The 19,984-nt window shown below is 46.3% G+C and carries 16 protein-coding genes; 5 read left to right on the top strand and 11 right to left on the bottom strand.

Translation table 11 applies throughout. The annotated features are described in order from the left end of the window. Positions 1–385: 385 nt before the first annotated feature. From K339_RS0107995 to K339_RS0107975, 5 genes are all read right to left on the bottom strand, one after another. Positions 386–2,203 (bottom strand): glycosyltransferase family protein, encoded by a 1,818-nt coding sequence (locus tag K339_RS0107995; RefSeq protein ID WP_157607515.1) that lies wholly within the window; start codon positions 2,201–2,203, stop codon positions 386–388. Positions 2,204–2,589: 386 nt separating this feature from the next. After that, on the bottom strand, positions 2,590–3,285 hold the full coding sequence (locus K339_RS0107990) for a response regulator transcription factor (RefSeq protein ID WP_028523144.1): 696 nt from the start codon (positions 3,283–3,285) through the stop codon (positions 2,590–2,592). A 3-nt stretch (positions 3,286–3,288) separates the two neighbouring features. Beyond that, positions 3,289–5,124, bottom strand: a complete 1,836-nt coding sequence (locus K339_RS35810; protein ID WP_051397875.1) for a sensor histidine kinase — start codon at positions 5,122–5,124, stop codon at positions 3,289–3,291. Positions 5,125–5,160: 36 nt separating this feature from the next. After that, complete coding sequence (locus K339_RS0107980; RefSeq protein ID WP_051397874.1) at positions 5,161–5,901, bottom strand: GLPGLI family protein; 741 nt, start codon at positions 5,899–5,901, stop codon at positions 5,161–5,163. A gap of 382 nt (positions 5,902–6,283) precedes the next feature. Next, positions 6,284–9,082, bottom strand: a complete 2,799-nt coding sequence (locus K339_RS0107975) for an outer membrane beta-barrel family protein (RefSeq protein ID WP_028523142.1) — start codon at positions 9,080–9,082, stop codon at positions 6,284–6,286. 694 nt (positions 9,083–9,776) lie between these two features. On the opposite strand from K339_RS0107975, the gene K339_RS0107970 reads away from it, so the two are divergent. Together K339_RS0107970 and K339_RS0107965 are read left to right on the top strand one after the other, a co-directional pair. After that, positions 9,777–10,601: an aminotransferase class IV gene (locus K339_RS0107970; RefSeq protein ID WP_028523141.1), complete on the top strand. Its 825-nt coding sequence runs from the start codon at positions 9,777–9,779 to the stop codon at positions 10,599–10,601. 83 nt (positions 10,602–10,684) lie between these two features. After that, on the top strand, positions 10,685–11,095 hold the full coding sequence (locus tag K339_RS0107965) for a DUF6326 family protein (protein WP_028523140.1): 411 nt from the start codon (positions 10,685–10,687) through the stop codon (positions 11,093–11,095). Here K339_RS0107965 and K339_RS0107960 read toward each other — a convergent pair. Both K339_RS0107960 and K339_RS0107955 read right to left on the bottom strand, forming a co-directional pair. Then, positions 11,067–11,645 (bottom strand): Crp/Fnr family transcriptional regulator, encoded by a 579-nt coding sequence (locus K339_RS0107960; RefSeq protein ID WP_028523139.1) that lies wholly within the window; start codon positions 11,643–11,645, stop codon positions 11,067–11,069. The two genes, K339_RS0107965 and K339_RS0107960, sit on opposite strands and share 29 nt — an antisense overlap. A gap of 42 nt (positions 11,646–11,687) precedes the next feature. After that, entirely contained in the window at positions 11,688–12,263 is a 576-nt protein-coding gene (locus K339_RS0107955) for a Crp/Fnr family transcriptional regulator (RefSeq protein ID WP_028523138.1), read from the bottom strand. A gap of 118 nt (positions 12,264–12,381) precedes the next feature. Here K339_RS0107955 and K339_RS0107950 point away from each other — a divergent pair, with 118 nt between their 5' ends. After that, positions 12,382–12,882 carry a cupin domain-containing protein gene (locus K339_RS0107950; protein ID WP_028523137.1) on the top strand — a complete coding sequence of 167 codons (501 nt, stop codon included), beginning with the start codon at positions 12,382–12,384 and terminating at the stop codon, positions 12,880–12,882. Here the strand turns inward: K339_RS0107950 and K339_RS0107945 are convergent. The 4 genes from K339_RS0107945 to K339_RS0107930 form a co-directional block, all read right to left on the bottom strand. Next, positions 12,879–13,553, bottom strand: a complete 675-nt coding sequence (locus tag K339_RS0107945; RefSeq protein ID WP_037299623.1) for an ABC transporter ATP-binding protein — start codon at positions 13,551–13,553, stop codon at positions 12,879–12,881. The genes K339_RS0107950 and K339_RS0107945 overlap by 4 nt on opposite strands. A 14-nt stretch (positions 13,554–13,567) precedes the next feature. Next, a complete protein-coding gene (locus K339_RS0107940) occupies positions 13,568–14,824 on the bottom strand; it encodes an ABC transporter permease (protein ID WP_028523135.1) in 1,257 nt (418 codons plus the stop codon). Next, complete coding sequence (locus K339_RS0107935) at positions 14,821–15,921, bottom strand: efflux RND transporter periplasmic adaptor subunit (RefSeq protein ID WP_028523134.1); 1,101 nt, start codon at positions 15,919–15,921, stop codon at positions 14,821–14,823. The genes K339_RS0107940 and K339_RS0107935 overlap by 4 nt, the downstream gene beginning before the upstream one ends. A 65-nt stretch (positions 15,922–15,986) precedes the next feature. Then, a complete protein-coding gene (locus tag K339_RS0107930; protein WP_028523133.1) occupies positions 15,987–17,285 on the bottom strand; it encodes a TolC family protein in 1,299 nt (432 codons plus the stop codon). 623 nt (positions 17,286–17,908) lie between these two features. Between K339_RS0107930 and K339_RS0107925 the strand changes: the two genes are divergently transcribed. Together K339_RS0107925 and K339_RS0107920 are read left to right on the top strand one after the other, a co-directional pair. Further along, on the top strand, positions 17,909–19,045 hold the full coding sequence (locus tag K339_RS0107925) for a DUF819 family protein (RefSeq protein ID WP_028523132.1): 1,137 nt from the start codon (positions 17,909–17,911) through the stop codon (positions 19,043–19,045). 34 nt (positions 19,046–19,079) lie between these two features. After that, the gene (locus K339_RS0107920; RefSeq protein ID WP_028523131.1) at positions 19,080–19,952 is read left to right on the top strand and encodes a glycosyltransferase family protein; all 873 of its coding nucleotides are present in this window, start codon (positions 19,080–19,082) and stop codon (positions 19,950–19,952) included. Positions 19,953–19,984 lie beyond the last annotated feature (32 nt).

Here is a 19,984-nt window from a genome sequence, read left to right as displayed (position 1 = left end):
ATAAAAGCTAAAAATCCTCAGACTGAAGAAGTTTGGCTATTTTTCGGAATTCACACTGCCAATGCCGTTAAGGTTGCAAAGAGAAGGAAAAAGGGAAAGAGTACATTTCTATTAGCTGCATAAAATAAAGGAAACGTCAAGAAATTACCCGCTCTATTTAAAATAGGATGGTTATTAAACTGTGTTAATACGTTAGAAAAACGTAGAAAAGATTCATATTAGTTGACATAAATAGTATTATTTTTATAATTCAACAGTTTTTAACCAAAAAATCCACTCAACTTGGAGTGGATTTTTTGAAAATATTTTTTGAAAAAGTAATTTCCAAGGGAAGCCTATGTAATAACAACAGCGGCGAAGGATTTCCTTCGCCGCTGTTGTTATGTTAGCTAACTCTTGTTTTGTGCGCTCTTTTGGCGGCCAAATCGTGGGCGGTGTCGTAGTACGAACGGAGGTTGTTCCAATCGAATACTTCGGCAATGTTTTCCACTTTATTCCGCTGTTGAATACGTTCGCGGAGGTTCATCTTTACAAATTTGAACAAAATGTTGGCGAGCTGGTCGGCGGCTTGGTCAAAGTCCTGCGTATTGCGATTGATGACGTAAATACCACGGTTTTCAAAGTCACGCATGATTTGCATGATAAAGTCTCCAAAACCAGACAAATCGCTTGTTACGGTCGGAATACCACGTACTACGCACTCAAGCGGCGTATAGCCCCACGGTTCGTAGTAACTTGGAAAAATCCCTAAGTGGCATCCCCGCACAAACTGCCCATAGTCTAACCCGAAAAGTGGATTGGTCGAGGCAATAAAGTCGGGGTGATAGACAATCTTCACGCGGTCTTGTTCGTGGTTTTTGAGTCCCGAACGCTCGCAGTATTCGGTGATAGAATCAGGCGTTTTTAAATCGTGCGTTACGTAAGGCGGCAAACGTTTTGTTTTCCACGTCTGAATCGTACGACGCAAACGCAAGCGCCAGTATTCGTCCACAAACTGGTTCAAATCAGGCAAGTTGTGGTCGCTTGAAGCGGCCGATGCCATGTACAATTTTTCTCCCAATTGCTTTTCAATGGCATTACACGTATCTTGAATTTCTCCCAATACCGCCCGTGACTGCAACACGTCAGGGTTGATAGAATGATACGGCTGTTTGGTAACGATAAACATCACCACCGTCATGTCCATTTTGGCCTGCACCATTTTCCAGTTTAAGCGGGCGAGGGCTTCGAGGGTAATGTCGTAGCCTTTATTAACAAACTCATACCGCCCCGATGTGAAAAAGTAGAGCGTTTTATCAAGATTGAAAGAATAGCTTTGGAAGAAATGCCCCATCACGAAATCGTGGATATTCTCCTTGTATTTCATGTGAAGATTCTGGAACTCGTGGACCGCCGCAAAGCGCTGAATATTAAGACCGTTTGGCAGTACCAAATCAGGCGTTTTCCCAAGAAACACCTCACATTCGCGGGCCGTAACATCGCTGACTGTCGTGCTGACGTGGGCATTCAGGTACGCCAGTCGCTCAACCGTCGCTTGCGCTTCAATACCGTAATGCCGAGCTTCGTGTTTCCAGTCGAAATAAGGGAGTTTGTGGTAAAAATCACGCTCATTGGAAGCGATATAACGCCCTAGCATGGTGGCATGGGTAGTAAACACAGTGGCTACCCGCACGTCGTCGCGGCGCAAATCAGGTAAGCCTGAGCTCGCCATCCACTCGTGAAAGTGGGCGGTAATATCAAATTTTCGAGCGTAATCTTGGGCGTAGTAAGTCAAGAACTTCCGCACCATTTCGCCAAAGCAAAGGGTTTGGTTGACAAGGTCTTCAACATTGACCGTCGAAATTTGATGGCGCTCCCACAAACCGTATTTGATGGCATCTAGGCGCGGCATCATGCTACGAATATCAAACAAAACCACGCGGGGTTTGCCCGTGATGAGCCAATAACCATACTCTACAGCCAAGCCTTCTTCGCGCATTTTTTGAACAACTTGGTAAAGGCCCGAGCCGTCGTCCGAAGTGATGGGTTCGTATTCGGTGAGCGCGCGTTGGGGAAAATAAGGGCCAAGGCACACATATTCGTCGCCCCATTGGTCAACCATGGCAGGGACCTTGCTTCTAATCACTGTATAAATCCCTCCTACTTGGTTGCAAACTTCCCAAGCGATTTCAAAAAGGAGGTTTTTTTTTGGTTTTTTTTCCACGGTTAAGTACGGGTTAATGTACAATTCAAAGTAAAAAATGAACTATTTCAAGATAGTGTTTTGCAATAATAATGGATATTTAGACTTCCACCAAAAAATGAATCTCCTAAGTAGCTTTACGAAAATTAAACACTATTTGGCAGAAATAGACCTGCTTCAGCGCGTCTAACTATTGTCCTACAAATACCCTGATTTTTGGGCGTAATGGCTTGAAATAACCCAAAAACAGGTTTTTTGAAAAAGAGTATTTAGAGTTTCACTAACAATTGTGGCGAGTTTGCTACTTCCAAAAAAGTAGTTTCTCCTCCAACAATACTAAAGAAAAAAAGAATAAAAAACTACGAAGGCATTGAAGGAAGGTAATAATTTGTTGACAAATCGTGTGGTTAAGCTTTGAAAAGATAACCAACTCCTTTGAGGGTAATGATTTCGAGGGCAGGGTCGTTGCGGAAGTAGTCGCGGAGGCGGGCGATATAGACGTCGAGGTTGCGCGAATTAAAAAAGGAGTCGTCGCCCCAAACGCGCAAAAGGATGTCGCGACGTTGTACGGTGAAGTTGAGATTTTCGGTCAAAATAGAAAGCAATTCGGTTTCGCGGTGGGAGAGTTTCCGAACGTTTCCTGCTTGGTGAAGTTCGTAGCGGTGAGGTAAAAATTGGTACTGACCGAGCGCGATGGCTTGATTAGGGGAAATGGCGGCGGTTGTAGCGGTTTTTTGTTGGGTAAGGTGCAGCAAATTCTGAATCCGAACAATGAGTTCTTCCATACTAAAAGGTTTTCGGATAAAATCATTGCCGCCTACTTGAAAACCTTTCAAAACGTCTTCGGTTTGGGTTTTTGCCGTCAAAAAAATGATGGGCATATCGGGTTGTAATTGACGGATGTCTTGGGCCAATGCGTATCCGTCGCGGTACGGAAGCATGATGTCAAGCACACAAACGACGGGCTGAAAGGACTTAAATTGAGCAATAACCTCTCTTCCATCGGCAACCATACAGACCTCAAACCCGCGACTTTCGAGGCTTTCTTTTACAATTTTTCCTAAAAATGGTTCGTCTTCGACGTAGAGAATTTTGGTTGACATGGCTTACGCTTTGGGTAATGTAATGGTAAAGGTACTGCCTTTTCCCGCTTCGCTTTCTACGGTAATGGTTCCGTGGTGCTGTTGTACCACCGAAGCGACGTAGTTGAGTCCCAAACCGTAGCCTTTGACGTTGTGGGTGTCGCCCGTGGGTACGCGGAAAAATTTATCGAAAACACGGGTTTGGTATTCGGCGGGGATGCCAATACCCTGGTCGCTGACGATGAGGGTCAGCTGGGTCGGTGTTTCGGACAGTTGCAACGCAATCTCAGGGGTACTTTCGCTGTATTTCAGGGCGTTGTCTAATAAATTATAAATAACGTTGGTCAAATGAACGCGGTCGGCGGTGAGCAAAAAGTCGCTGCCTTGGGTCGTAAACTGTACGTTGGCCCGAAACTTTTCAAATTGAATTTTCATGGATTGAAGCACTTGCTCGACCAGTTGTGCGGCATCCAACTCCTCTTGGTTTAGCTGTAAACCTTGTTGCTCAAAGGTGGCCATTTTTAGTACTTTATCCACCAGCAAAGTCAACCTACTAAGCTCATTTTTAGAGATTTCTAGGTATTCTTGGGTTAATTTTGGGTTTTGAGCCGCGCCAAAATTTTGCAGTGCTTCGATGGCGACACTCACCGTGGCAATGGGCGTTTTCAGCTCATGCGTCATGTTGCTGATAAAATCATTTTTCAGTTCGGTCAATCGGCGTTGCTGCTGAAAGTTTCGATAAATGGCCCCAAAAGCCAAGCCAGTGATGGCTAACAAAAGGAAGGAAAATAGACTTTGCGGGATGATTTTTTTTAACAAATATCCCTGATAATCAGCAAAAATAGCGCGATAGGTGCTTCCCATTGGCAGGGCTGTTTTCACGGCCGAGGTGGCTAATGCCCTCAATGAGTCAGCTTTGGCAGTGGTATCAGTTGTCTTTTTACGAATGACTTTAAAGGGCAACTGAAGGCGCGCTTGCTTTATTTGACGCCCATAGACTTTCTGTATGTCGTTGAGTTGAAGGGAATCTTGATCGAGGCGAATGACGAACTGCTTTTCCAAAGCAGCGTTACTTTTTGTCGTAGTCATTCCTACTTCTTGTTTCTTGCTTTCATCGTCTGTTTTCCGAATGGAGATTTTGATGTTCCCGATTTGTTTAAACTTGGCTGGCTGACGAGTACTGTCATTGGGAATATTTAGACGAATAAATGCCCGCGCGACTTTCCCTACCATGTCTTGAAGGGTATCTGTTTTGGGCAAAGAACGCACAAACATGATGTCCGACTTCCCCGTTGCGGAAGAATCTTGAATAGTCATGGTGGTAATCGTGATATTCCCAACCTGATTTACTCGAATGGCTCGTATGTCTTTGGGTTTTGTATTCATTAAAACCTCGTAAAATCTATCTTTTGTAAAAATACTACTATCTTTAAGTTGAGGAGCATTAAGGCGGGACATGAAACGATGAACAGATGCGCTGGTATCTTTAAACGTTTTGTTAGATTGAACAATGGTGTAAGTGGGAATCGGTGGTGTAAAATCTTTTGCTAGGGCAGCGTGCCTTACCGTTTTTTTAAGATTAGGCTTTTTTTTGATAGCTGTTTTTATACTTGGGTTTTTGATAGTATCAAGCGGCGCAGAAATTTTTTGCTGAATCACCGAGTCTTCCATCGTTTGGATGGTGGTTCGGAAGAGGATGTCGGTTTCTTTTTGGAGGATACTTTTTTGCTCTTGGTATTCTTTACGCAACCAAAATACCAGAAAGGCCGCTAGTAATAGCATACTAGCGACCATAAGCAGCCCTCCTGTGCGGGTAGCGTACGACCCCGACGATAACGTATTTTTCGTGCCTTTGCTCATCTTTCTCCAATTTTCCCTGGTTGGGTCAGGAATTTTTTAATTCCGAATAATCCGAAAACCTCCTCCCGAAGCACCCATTTCTTTCATGTACTCGTCGCGCTTCTTGTTAAACTCGGCATTGGTGATTTTCTTGCCTCCCGATGGCGCTTTCAAGTCGTTGGCCGTGAGGCTTTTGAAATCAATTTTGGTGGTCAGATAGACCATGTCGCCGTCGTTGACATCGACTTCCAAAATTAAGCCAGGAAGTCCACCAAAACCAGCGGGACCACTTGGAACGGGTATCGCTTCCGTAAACCACGCCACAATCGGCTGATTGTTGGCTTTATTAATCATCGTGGCTTTCATGCAGTCGTAATTTTGGATTTTCTTGGTTTCGCCCGTCAATTTCCACGGTGTCCGTTTGAGGGTATCTTCTACCAAAAATTTTTGTCCCGCCAACTCACGAATTTCAACGTTTTTTTGCAAATCATAATTGCGATAAGTCTCATTTTGAGGCACCCGAATCACCATCCGTACAGTTGCGCCGTTACCATCGGTACTTTCCGACTCGTCGTTTTGCTGCTGCACCGCCGCTTTATACAATGACTCACTCCCCTTAAAGGTAAGTTGCATTTTATTAATACGAAACTCAGGCATCATTGCTTTCATCGACTCATCTTGAATACGTTTGTGCATGTTGATTTTTTGGTCGTACGACACCACACCTTCGTTTTGTTGGGCCATGACAGTCACAAAAGGACTCACCGCCAAAAGAAATACTAAGAGTTGTTTTTTCATTGGTTTATAAGTTAAAGTAAAAATTGATTCTTCATTTGGAGTGTTTGGGTTGTGAGCAACCCTCAGCACGGATTCTGTACTCGACACTCAAAAAACTCGGGATGTGAGCATCCCTCAGCACGGATTACAAAAATTGATTCTTTATTTGGAGTGTTCGGGTTGTGAGTAACCCTCGGCACGGATTCTGTACTCGACACTCAAAAAACTCGGGATGTGAGCATCCCTCAGCACGGATTACAAAAATTGATTCTTTATTTGGAGTGTTCGGGTTGTGAGTAACCCTCGGCACGGATTCTGTACTCGATACTCAGAAAACTCGGGATGTGAGCATCCCTCAGCACGGATTATTCGACCTTCTGCACTCTGCATTCGACATTTACTTTTATCCTCGTTGAATCACTCGAATACCTCCCGAAGGCGCACCACCACCCAGCAGATTTTTGAGGCTATAAGTGAAACTGAGCAAGTAGTAGCGCCCAAGTGAACGAATGCGCTCATCTTGAACGAAGTTGGCCTGCGCTGTTCGGTTGATGCTCACGTTGCGATTAAGCATATCCACCACCGAAAACTTCAACTCTCCACGTTTGTTTTTCAAGAAAAACTGCGAGATAGAAGCGTTCCAGATGGGCACTTTTTGGTTGAACGACGAACCCGCAAAGTTATAAATGCTATAGTCGAGCGACGAGCTTAGGTTGAGCGACTTGGTGAGTTTAAAGTTACCTTCTACGTCGTAGCGCTGGTTGACAAACGATTGATTTAGCGCACTGTTGAGCGAATAAGCCGTTTGGTTGTACGTGATACTTCCGCTGCTCGAAATGTCAAAAAACTCTTTATAGCGGTATTCCAAACGGAGGGTGTTGCGGCTCTCGAGGCGGCGCGTGCGATTATCGACGTCATTGACGGGAGTGATGCCACGGTTGAGGAGCAAATTGCTACTGAAATTCACCCGCGTGTTGAGCGCCTTAATGCGGAAGCCTTTCGACAAGTTGGCGTTGAGGGTATAGTCATCTTTGACGTTGACGGGGCGGTAGGTTCGCACCAAGTTTGCGTCTATTTGTTGGGCGTTAGTAATGCGGTTGGCCGTGTAGGTAAAATTGGCAAACGCAAAGAAATTGCTAAAGTTCAACTGGTTGAAATTGAAAAAGTTGAGATTTACGCGATGATTGTATTCGGGACGCAAGTTGGGGTTTCCCAAGACAATGTTAAGCGGGTCGCTGTTGTCAACAATCGGTGAAAGTTGCTGAATACTTGGCTCGCGCACGTCAGCATCGTAGGTAAGGCTGAGATTACGACTGGTTGAGAAATTATATTGGTAACGGAGGTTTGGCAAAAGGTTTGTAAACGAGCGTTTGATTTGGGTATTTTGTAAAATCAACTCCCCGTCCAAGGTCGATTGCTGCACGCTTAGACCCGTCGAGAAATTGTACTTTTGACCGTTGAAACGTAGGTTGAAACCGCCTCGTTGATAGATAAAATCATTACGGAATTGATTGCTCAACAATGCGTTGAAACGAGGCGAGCGGCCGTCGCCGTTGACATCATACACTTGACGATTGACGTCGTTTTGGGTCAAATTGAGGGCATAATTTACTTCTAAAAAGCGACGTTTTCCCAAGGGCTCCGTGTAAGAAGCCGTAAGACCATAGCTTTGGCGGTCGTTGGTTTGCGTATTGGTTTGGCGCAGGGTATCCACGCGGTTTTTCGCTCCCGACGGCGCATAGAACGAATTGACAGCTTGGAGGTTGCCGTTGCGGTCGCTTTGCTCTATCCCAAGGGTGAAGTTGGTGGAAAGGGTACGTCCTTTTTTGGCAAACTTATGACGCCACAACAACTCTGAGTTCAAACGAAAGGTATTTCCTTTGGAAAAAGACTGGCGTGTCCCCTCGTTTTCCAACGCTCCATTGGCGTTGGTGGTGCTGGCACTGCTACCCGTATTGGCACTGTTTTGGGCGTAGTTGGCGTTATTCGTCCATTTGAGCGAGTTAAGTGAGTCAATTTTATGGTCTATTGTCCAACTGGCACGGTGGGTGTTGTTAGTGGTATTTTGGGCGGTATTCTGTTTTGATATAAAACTACCCATAGGGAGAAAAGACTCTCGATTGGTCTCTCTGTCAATGAGTTGGTCGAGTTGGTTGTAGAAATAACTGCTTTGAAGTTCCGTTTTTTTGCTGAGTTGGTCGTTATAATTAATCCCTACCCCACCCGACTTGACAAAGCCGTTGTTACGACCGTTAAAATTGAGGGGAATGATGGCGTCGTCATCGGAGTTAAATTGTAGGCGTATTCCGTTACCTGCCATCATTCTTTGGGCGGCTCCCGTAAAATTCATGTAGTCGTCGATGGAAAAACCTTGCTGGTTGACGTTATTGGCCATTCCCAAAAATGAAAATTGACGTTTTTTACTAAATCGGTTGAGGTTGGCCTTCACCGAATAGCGGCTGTCGGGGCCTAAACCCGCCGTAGCCATCCCAAACATTCCTTTTTTCTTCTCTTCTTTCAGTGTCAGGTTGATGGTTTTTTCGCGTTGGCCATCGTCGATGCCCGTAAACTGCGACTGGTCTGATTTTCTATCAAACACTTGTACTTTGTCCACGGCATCCGCAGGGAGATTTTTGGTAGCCATCTTGGGGTCTCGGCCAAAAAACTCCTTGCCGTCCACCATCACGCGGCGTACTTGCTGGCCTTGGGCTTTTACCGTTCCGTCGCGGTCCACTTCCACGCCTGGGAGGCGTTTGAGGAGGTCCTCCACCACGGCGTTGGGTTGTACCTTAAAAGAACCTGCGTTGTACTCAATCGTATCTTGTTTAATTTTGACGGGGTCTCGCTCTCCCTTGACAACCACCTCGTTAAGATCTTTGGGGACAGGTAACATTTTGATGACGCCAAGGTCAACCAACTCAGTTTTTGAGGGAGTAATGGTCTGTTGGACAGGCTGTAGTCCTACATACGTGGCTTTGAGAAAATACGCCTCATTGGCAAGGTTTTTAAACTCAAAAAGTCCTAAACTTTGAGAGCGAGCAAACGAAACCAACGACGTGTCCTTTCCGTCGAGCAGCATGATGGTAGCTCCTTCCAGCGGTCGGTTGGCGGAGTCGCGCAAGGCGCCTTTGATACTGATTTTTTGGGCAAAAGCCCCGCTCGAAACAAGCGTAAATACTAAAACGTACAAATAGTTCTTCATAAAATAGCTGTTGGGTTAATTTTAGAATGTCGAGTGCAGAGTAAAGTGTCGAGGGTTGCTCACAACCCGAGCGACGACGAGCCCCCGAGCGATGCAAAATGCCGAATAGGTAACGTTAGCCCACAAATTCGACACTCTCCGTTGAATGGACGACTCTATTAGAGTACTCGGGCTGTGAGCAACCCTCGGCACGGATTGAGGGTTGCTCACAACCCGAGCGACGACGAGCCGCCGAGCGATGCAAAATGCCGAATAGGGAACAGTTAGCTCACAAATTCGACACTCTCCGTCGAATGGACGACTCCATTAGAGTACTCGGGTTGTGAGCAACCCTCGGCACGGATTGAGGGTTGCTCACAACCCGAGCGACGACGAGCCGCCGAGCGATGCAAAATGCCGAATATGGAAAAGTTAGCTCACGAATTCGACACTCTCCGTTGAATGGACGACTCCATTAGAGGACTCGGGTTGTAAGCAACCCTCAGCACGGATTCGACATCGCTCGGGCGACCCCGTCTGCATTTTGCACTCGACACTCAACTCGACATTAAAATTCATGGCTGTAAGGATTTTGATGGGACAAAACTAGAGCAGCGTCAGGAAGAAGTAGGTTAAAGGCCGTTGAAAGAATGTTAATTAAGGTTAAAGCCAAATCTCCTATCTTTGTGAGTACTCATCTTATCCTCTAAAAACCATGCATTGTTACTTCAATGGCGCAATCATGCCTGTCGAACAGGCTTCTGTCAACATCAACGACTTGGGGCTTTTGCGCGGCTATGGCCTTTTCGATTATTTCCGCACCTACAACGGTGTCCCTTTTCAGTGGGATTGGTATTGGGCGCGCTTTGTTCGCTCGGCAGAGGTGTTGCATCTCCGTGTGCCTCTTTCTCAAGAAAAAACTGCCGAAATTTTGGCCGAATTGCACCGTTTATCAGGTCAACCCGATATTGCGTTTCGCTTTGTGCTAACGGGTGGCTACTCGCCTGATAGCGTGAGTGTGGTGGAGCCTAACTGGTTGATTATTGCCGAAAACTTACCGAAAGACAACCCTGAGGGGCGGGTAAGGGGCATCAAAGTCCTGCCCTTTGAGTTTGTGCGTGATTTGCCCGAGCTCAAAAGCACGAACTACCTTCACATGATTCGTCTAGCGGCCGAAATGAAGTCGCAAGGAGCAGCTGATTTGTTGTATTATAAAGACGGCGAAGTAAGTGAGTTGACGCGAAGCAACTTCTTCATTTTCAAAGGAGACACGTTGATCACTGCTGATAAAAACATCCTCCACGGTATCACCCGCAGAGTTGTGTTAGAGCTCGCAGAAAAAGAATTTAAGGTAGAGATTCGTCCGATGTTGGTGTCGGAATTGGAAGAAGCCGACGAAGCTTTCACGACGAGTACGACCAAATGGGTAATGCCTGTGGTGCAAATTGGCCGTCAGATAGTAGGCGACGGCAAACCTGGCCCACGTACACTCAACTTACTGGCTCAGTTTGAAACATTGGTCAACGGCTACGGAAAATAGCTTTCATCGTACGTTCTTAACCCAAGTCAATCATTTTCTTGTTGGTGGCTTCGACCTTTGTGGTTGAAAAAACGAACAAGAAAATGAATAAGAAAGACGTATTATCAACGATTTGGGTATTTGTTTCCATCAATTACCTCTACTGCGACCTCATTGGCCTCATGGACGCCTCACTCTTGAAGCAGTACTTGACGGGGCGGGTCGAAGGGATGACTATTTCTAGGGAATTTTTGTTGTATGCGGGTATTTTGATGGAAATTCCCATTTCGATGATTCTTCTTTCAAAAATCTTACCCGACAAGGCAAATGCTTGGGCAAACATCAGCGCGTCGTTGGTAAAAACCCTTGTCATGGTGGCGACGCTATTTATGGGGACGCCTACGATTTATTACCTCTTTTTTGCGGTGATTGAGATTTTGACTACGATTTTTGTTTTTGTATATGCCCTGCAATGGCTCAAAATGCTCAGGGTTTCGTCGCCAATCGCCGCCTAATCCTACTCAATGATTCGGGCTTAACACCAATGTAACTGGCAAGCTGATACTGCGGAATACGTTGGATAAGGCTAGGTCGGGTTTCCATCAGCCGTACATAGCGTTGCTCGGGGGTATCGGTAAGATAGGTAGTGACGGTCGCTTGAAATTCGGCGAAGGTATTTTCGACAATTTTTCGCGCAATAAATTCAAGACGCGGGTGTACTTTAAACAACGACTGTGCGGCTGCGTCGTTGCCAACGAGCAAAACGCAATCTTCGTCGCACACCCAAGAATGGGGTGAAGGTTTGGGCGTACCAAAACTACTGAGTGAAATAATCCATTGGCCTTCCGTGAAAAAAGCAGTTGTTTTTTCTTCGCCGTCCACGAGGCTGTATTGGCGCACAAGTCCTTGAAATACAAAAAAAGTAGAAGTGGTCATTTGTCCTTCTTGGAGCAGAAATGTCCCTTTTTCAAACGTTTTGATGATTGCGCTGTCAGCAATAGCCGTGGCTTCGTCGGGCGAAAGAGGCGAAATCTTGGAAAAATACTCAACCAGTTGGTTTTTCATGATTTTATTGACGTTGTCATAACTTCTTTTTAGACTCTCCAGCTACTTCTTCGCCAGCCGCCGCCTAATTCTGCTCAACGATTCGGGGGTGATGCCCAAATAACTCGCAATTTGATGCTGAGGAACGCGTTGGAGTAAATCGGGTCGATTTGTTTGCAAATTGAGGTACCGTTCTTCGGGCGAAGAGGTGATAAACGTGGCAAACTCTTCTTGGGTTTTACCAAAACCTTGCTCCACCATCATTCGAGTGAGCGATGCTAATTTTGGGAACTTCTGGTACATTTCTTGTTCCTCGCTTGGATTGCCCACGACAGCCGTCACGTCTTCTACGCACACACAATAATGCCTTGAAGGCTTTTGTTGAAGATAACTATCAAATGGCACAACGGCCTGACTTTCTGTATAAAAGAACGTTGTTTTTTCGATGCCATCGTCCAGCAAATACTGCCTGACACAGCCCTTGAGAACGAAAAAGCATTTGGAAGAAATTTCACCTTCCCGCAAAATGTGCGTGCTTTTAGGGAAAGTTTGAATATCCAGTAAAGCCACAATCGCTTCCATTTCCTCCCGAGGCAATGGTGCATCTCCAAATAATTGTTGTAGAAGGTCGCTGTTCATTAGTTTTTCTTGGGGGGTAATCACACTTTTTTGTTCCCCATTTTACCCCTCAAAATACGAAAAGTGTAACGCGGATTTGATAGTTTTATGCCAATTTTTCTACGACAAACCTACATTTATGAAACCAGCGAGTTATTGGGTCGAAAAATACAACATGTTGCCGCATCCCGAAGGTGGTTACTTTGCCGAAACGTATCGCTCGACAGAGGTGGTTCCCCAAGCAGCGTTGCCTGCCCGTTTTGGAGGTGACAGGAGCTTTAGCACGGGTATTTATTTTTTGCTTGAAAACCATCATTTCTCTACCCTTCACCGCATTGAGGCCGACGAAATGTGGCATTTTTACGCAGGAGGCCCTCTCGAAGTGTTCGTTATTTATCCCGATGGAAAACTAGAAATCATCAAGCTAGGCGCCAACCCCGACGTGGGCGAAGTGTTTCAGGCGGTGGTGCCTGCGGGAACGTGGTTTGGTTCTAAACCCATGACCGACAGTGCGTATTCGTTGGTAGGCTGCACGGTAGCTCCAGGTTTTGATTTTGCCGACTTTGAGCTAGGCGAACGAGCGCAACTATTGACGTTATTTCCCCAACATGAGGCAATCGTTCGGTTGTTGACGCACTAATGACGAATGATTCTCCCGTCCGACATTTCAATGATTCGGTCGCTGCCGTTGGCAAAGTCAGGGTCGTGGGTGACGGTAATGATGGTTTGTCCGTTTTCGTGAGCGATTCGGCGAAAAATATCAAAAACAAGCCCCGAATTGGCTTTGTCGAGGTTGCCCGTCGGTTCGTCGCCCATGATGATGGTGGGGTCATTGATGAGCGCGCGCGCAATGGCCACCCGCTGTTGTTGCCCTCCCGAGAGTTTGGACGACTGCTTGCGGGCGTGTTCGGTCATATTGACAAGTCGCAGTTTTTCGTAAGCTCTTTCTTCAATCTCTTTGTTGGAATATTTTCCCAACTTCAACGCGGGAAGCATCACGTTTTGCAAGACCGTAAACTCGGGCAGCAAAAAGTGAAACTGAAAAACAAAGCCCAAATGTTCGTTGCGAAAAGCGGCCAACGTGTCTTGGGGTAATCCCGTGAGGCGTTCGCCATTTACTTCGAGCGAGCCTTCGTAGTCGGTATCCATGGTCGAAAGGATGTACAAAAGGGTCGATTTACCACAGCCTGATTTCCCAATAATCGAAAGAAACTCCCCCCGTTTTACGTCGAAATTCACGTCTTGCAATACCTGAAATTTTTCAGGTTCAAAGAAGTATTTATTGATGTGTGATGCGCTAAGAACTGTCATCTTTTTGTCTTTTTTTATCCTCTCAATATAGCCACAGGGTCGATTTTGGCGGCTTTGCGCGACGGGAAATACCCCGCTAAAACGGTCGTAATCACCCCAAACGCCAGCCCCATCAAGTAATACTGTACCTCAAAAAGCACAGGAAAAGTTTTGAGGCTAATCATATCTCCCGTCTCGAAAGGGGTAATTGACAGGGCATAACTGATACCAAAACCAATGAGTAGCCCTAAAAATCCGCCCAAAATCCCAATAATAACAGCCTGTAATAAAAATACCGCCACGACGTCTTTGCTCCCAAAGCCCGTAGCTTTCAAAATGGCAATGTCTTTGAGCTTGTTGATGACGTTCATGTTCATGATGTTGTAAATCCCAAAGCCTGCCACCACAAGCAAAGTCATTGAAATAACGAAGGTCATCACGTTACGAATCTTCTTCCCCGCCAAAATCGCTTGGTTGGCCGTGCCCCAGTCCTCGGTGTGGATGTCAAACTGTTTTTGAAGGGTTTGGGCAAAATCCAATGCTAAAAGAGGGTCGGTCATTTTGAGGTGAATGTCAGTGATGTAGCTGGCATCTTTTCCCAAAATCTCCTGCACGGTACCGATGCTGGTGTAGCAGCGAATGTTATCAATAGTACCAATGCCAAAACCAAAAATACCTACTACACGCAGGGTAAGGTTCCCGCCCGTTGGGGTCGTAACGCTGACCTTGTCACCTACATTAACGTTTAGTTTCTTGGCCAAATTAGCCCCCACTACGATGCCTTTGGGGTTGGTCAGCAATGCCTGAAAACTCCCCGATTTAATCCTACTATCGAGGTTGTATAGGCGATTTTCGCGCGGATAGTCGATTCCTGCCATGCTTCCTGAAATCTGAATGGGGCCGTTGTTGAAAAATGCTTGGGAACTTACTTCGGGCGAGACGCCCAAAACGCCTTTCATTTTTTCGATGAGTCGCACCATTTGCAACCCATTTTTGATGCGCGGCAGTTGTTGTTTAGGTTTTTGGTGGTGAACGATATTTACATCACTATCGGCAGAATGGGTCTGGTCTAAAATGCTCGGACGCTGCGTGTTTACTTCGTTGTAAATCCGAACGTGGGGGCTCGCATCAAGGGCAGAATCTTCCAAAAATTGATTGACGCCTTGCATAAAACTAATCATGACGATAAACATCGCAATCCCAAACGTAACACCGAGCATGGCCACGAGGGTTTGGCGTTTTTTTGCCAACAAGTGGGTTTGGGCTATTTGGAAAGATAGTTTGAGATTCATGGTTTTACAATGACGCTTTTGTCGGTGAGGCCATTTTTAACTTCTACTAATTCAAAATTCTCCGCCCCCTTCGTGATTTTGATTTTTTGTTTGTCTTTATCAGCCCGTACCCACACGCTATCGTCGCCCATTAAATAGGCTTTTGGAATGGTGAGCGCTTTCGGAGTTTGGGAGACAACAATGTTGGCTTCGACCGTCAGACCATAATAAGCTTGCGGAACTTCGCCAGCAAAATCGGCGTCCACCCGAAACGATTGGTCCACTTTGTTGAGCTTGGGGTATATTTTCGTAATGCGCGCTTTGAACACTTTGTCGCCGTAGGCATCCATTTTAACCTCAATATCTTGCCCAACGCGGAGTTTTGAAAAATCAGTTTCGTCCACCGCCAACTGAAGATACACCTCGTTTGGATTGCCCAGCAAAGCCACGGCTTCTCCTCGGCGTACGAGTTCTCCCACCTTTTTATATACTTCATAGATGCGAGTAGCTTCGATGCTTTTGATGCGGTAGTTGTCGCCTTCGCGGGCGTTTACCCGAAAGTTGGAGCGTGAATTTTGGAGGTCAACGTACAATTGATTTTTGGTGCGTTGCCACGTTTTTTGGCGGGCCGCTACGTCGTTTTTGGACGTCCGATAGGCCAATTCTGCCCGTTCTACCTCGACTTTGGCCGTGGCGTTTTGGTCATAGAGGGCTTTGTACCGAAAATAATTGACCGAGTCGTTTTCCAGTTTGGTACGGGCATTGCGCAGGGAAACTTCCAACTCAGCCAACACGGGCGAGTTGTCCGAAAAATTGGCTTCCGATTGGCGATAAATATTAGCAGCGGCTTCGGCGCGGGCATCTTGCGACAGGCTTTCCAGCGAAAATAGCAATTGCCCTCCCTTCACCACATCACCTTCGGCCACCAGTTGCTGTTGTAAATAGCCGTCGGCGTTTGCGACAACTTTGTATTCATTTTTGGGAAAAACATTACCCGAAGCATACACGGCTTCGGTCAGATTTTTGTAAGCGGGAGTGGTCGTTTCGGCGTCGGGCGAGCAAGCCGCTACTGCCCATAACAACCCTAAAACTGCCGCAGATTGGGTATATCGTTTCATGATTCAGAGGTCTTTACTTTAGCAATTGAATGTAATTTGGGAATTAGTCAATTTGAATACCAGAGCTAACGCCTCAGCTCCAGCAGCTTTCCATTAATCATTACGTCCGAAAGGGTACGGAGGTATTTGTTTTGGGCGGCAAGTGCATCGTTAAAAACGTTCAAGTATTGGTCATAGCTAACCACTCCCCCTTGGTACTTAATACGCACAAGTTTCAAATTCTCTTCACTGAGTTGATAGGCTTCTTCGTTGATTTTCAATGAACTGATTGCTTGTCGGTAAGAGAGCACTATCTCGTCGGTTTCGGTGTCTATTTTGCGTTTTTCGTTTTCGAGTTGGAGCTGTGCAATGTCGGCGTTGACCTGCGCACGCCCAATGGCACTTTCACGAATACGCGCCGTGTAAATTGGCACCTCAAAACGCAGCCCTGCTACGCCAATCCCGTACCATTTTTCATTGAAATTCAGGAAATTAAACGTAGCGCGTTGGGCTTGTTCTTGATAACGGGCAAAAGCCGACAGCGTGGGTAAGCGGAGCAGTTTCTCCTTTTTGAGCTGCGCCTGCGCAATGACCAACTGCTGCGCCCGAAGTTGTAATTTAGCAAGTCCATCGCTGGGCACTTCTCCCACGGATGGAAAGGTAGTAGGCGGGCGATAAGGAGCTAATTTTAGGTCAGGCGTTGCCAACAGCAGCCGCAATTGGCTAGTGTTTTTCGCGTATGCCAATTCGTTTTGTTTCAATACATCTTCAATGGCAAGACGCGTGGTGCGGCTGCGGTTATATTCCAGCTGGTCGATAAGCCCCTTTTCTTTGCGTTCGCGTGCTATCTGAACGATGCTATCGGCATTGGCCAAATTTCGTTGGGTGATGTCAAGGTAGAGTTGTGTAAATACCGCAGCAAAATACAGACGAGCGACTTGCGTACTTAGGTCGTCAGTGAGAACGAGGGTTTGCAACTCCGTCAGTTTTTGGTTGTGTTGCGCAAGTTGTACGTCTTGTTTAAGCCCTGCATTCCACAGCGGAGCATTGGCTTCGAGACCCGCCGTGAGGTTGAACGGCACCCCAAACTGCACCCCACGGTATTCCCCTTCTTTCCCCCCAAAAAACTGAGCGGGAATTAGCTGCGTAGGTAGTACAAAATTGTAATCGAGGGCGGTGGTAAACTTTAATTGCGGTACGCGGGTGCTTTTGGCTGCCGTGACGCTCCACGATTGGAGTTGGGTATTTTGCCGCGAAATGTGCAGGTCGGCATTTTGTTTTTTTGCCAATTCAATGGCTTCATCCACGTTGGCGATGGTGGTTTGACTGCGCCCCAGGCAGACAAACAAAAAAGATGAAACACAGGCAAGAATGAGCTTCTTCATACGGCTCGAAGTTTCAGTATCTGAGGTGTAGTGATTACATTTGGTAAAAATCACACAACAAAGCAAAAGTATCCATGACATACGTCAGCCATGAAGGTTGATGAAGCGGAAGAAAAGCGATTGAAAACGGAATTTTATTAGTAAAAAGCCTGTGTTCTAGGCAAACGGCTTGAGCGCATTAAAGTCTAGCTTTACTATTTATTGCTCCAGAAGAGCTACGTCTTAATAGAAAGAACCACCCAAGTCTCCGCCAAAGCTCCGATGGGACGGCCGACGCTCGGTAGAGGTTATTTTTTTAATGCGTTTAACTCGACGGGCAGTAGGAATAAATTAAAAAGTATATTGCGTTTTATGCTAATTACAGTGTTAGCTAAGGTTTTTTAAGTTTTACCCGCAGATTGACGCAGATTAAAAGCCGCAGATATTCGCTGATGAGACTAGCTTCATTAAGTCATTTATCAGCGAAAATCTGCGTTTGTTTGTATTGTTCTGCGGGATTCTGCGGGTAAAAACTTAACAGTGTACTAAGTCATTTGAAACCAGATTTAATCGACTATCTGACCCCAATCGTATTCTCACAATCTTTACAAAAACCTTTTCCCTAAAACCACCTTTAACTCGCGATGAATTCTCTTTACATCTTGACCATGCTGTGTGCCAATGTCGTATTGGCCGAATGGCTGACCAAGTTCCCTTACCTGCGTTCGATGGGTGCCGCGCTGCTGGTCATTATCACTACGGCCATCACGGCCAACCTAGGTCTGATTCCGTCGTCGAGCGGGGAAGTGCCTGTCTATGATGGCATTTTCTCGTATTTAGCCCCTTTGTCCATCTTTTTTTTGATGCTAAAAGCCAATTTGCGCAGCCTGCGAAAAGCGGGTGGTGTCATGCTTTCGCTGTTTTTATTGGGGTCAATCGGAACCATTTTGGGGGTTATCGTGAGCGTACACCTTTTTGATGTACCCCGCTCGTTGGGCGAACTTCATTATGCCATTGCGGGCATGTTTACGGGGACGTACATTGGTGGAAGTGTCAATTTCAACGCCGTTGCGCTGCATTATGGGGTTTCCAAAGCAGGGACGTTGTACGCGGCTACCACGGCGGCCGACAATATCATCACGGCCATTTGGATGGTAGGAACGCTAGCTATTCCTCAATTTTTGAATCGCTTGTATCCTCGCCAAAAACGCCAAGAAACGGTCTCGTTGGTGGAGTTGGAAGAAGAGTTGAGTGAAAACGAAACCGTAGGCCCCAAAAACGTAGCGTTGTTGGTTGGTCTGGGTATTCTCAGCATTTACCTCTCACAGCAAATTGCCCACTGGATTCCTTCTATCCCTGTGGTGTTGATTCAAACGACCTTGGCGTTAGGTTTGGCCCAAATCCCCGCCATTCATCAGTTGGCTGGCTCGCGGATGCTGGGATTGTTATGTGTCTATTTATTTTTGGCAGTCATCGGCGCCTATTGCGACATCCCCGCCTTGATTCACGATGGGAAGTTGGCCTTTACCCTTTTGGGAATGATAACCGTCTTGGTCCTTATTCACGCTAGTATTGTGTTTGGAATTGGTGCCTTATTGAAACAAGATTGGGACATGCTCGGGATTGCCTCTCAAGCAAACATCGGGGGAGCAAGTTCGGCATTAGCATTGGCCAAAAGCCTTCATCGCCCCGACTTACAGCTTCCTGCGGTTCTGATTGGCGTCTTAGGCAATGCCATCGGAACGTATTTAGGGATTTGGATTGCCGAATGGGTGAGATAATCAATAACTTTGACCCAAAAATTAGACTGAAAGAATGCACGTTACGGGTTTTACCTTTATTCGCAATGCCGTCAAGTTCGACTTCCCTATTGTGGAAGCCATCACTTCTATCCTACCCATTTGTGATGAATTTGTGGTGGCCGTAGGCAAAAGCGAGGATGCGACGCTGGAGCTCGTTCGGCAGATTGACCCCAACAAAATCCGCATCATCGAAACGGTTTGGGACGAGTCGCTGAAAGACGGAGGGGTAGTATATGCCAAAGAAACCGACAAAGCGTTTCAAGCGATTTCGGCTCAAAGTGACTGGGCATTTTATATTCAGGGTGATGAAGTAGTACACGAAGACGATTTGCCCAAAATCAAAGCCGCCATGGAACGCTGGAAAGATGATAGTAAGGTGGACGGACTGTTGTTTCATTATACCCATTTTTACGGTTCCTACGATTACATCGGCGACTCCCCCACGTGGTACCGCCACGAAATCAGGGTAGTGCGCAACAACAAGCGTATTTATTCGTACCGCGATGCGCAAGGGTTTCGGAAAAACGACAACGAAAAACTGCGTGTGAAGCTCGTAGATGCCCGAATTTACCACTACGGCTGGGTGAAAGACCCGCGCGTGATGCAGAAAAAATACGTGCATATTCACCAATACTGGCACGGAGGTGAGGTAGAAAAACACGTAGATGTGTCGGCCGAAGGCTTTGATTATTCGCAGATAGATTCATTGGCCAAATTTACGGGAAAGCACCCCCGCGTGATGCTGTCCCGTATTGAGCGCCAAAACTGGCAGTTTAGCCACGATATTTCGCACAAAAACCTCCGTTTTAAGTACCGCCTCAAAATGTGGGTAGCACGTCTAACGGGTTGGTACATTGGAGAATACAAAAATTACAAGTTGTCTTAAAAACCTGCCATTCGACATTCTCCCCTCTAAAC

The sequence above is a fragment of the Runella limosa DSM 17973 genome, from assembly GCF_000482465.1.
GTDB lineage: Bacteria > Bacteroidota > Bacteroidia > Cytophagales > Spirosomataceae > Runella > Runella limosa.
Note: the sequence above shows the minus strand (reverse complement) of the source record. Positions and strands in the feature narration are given on the sequence as shown.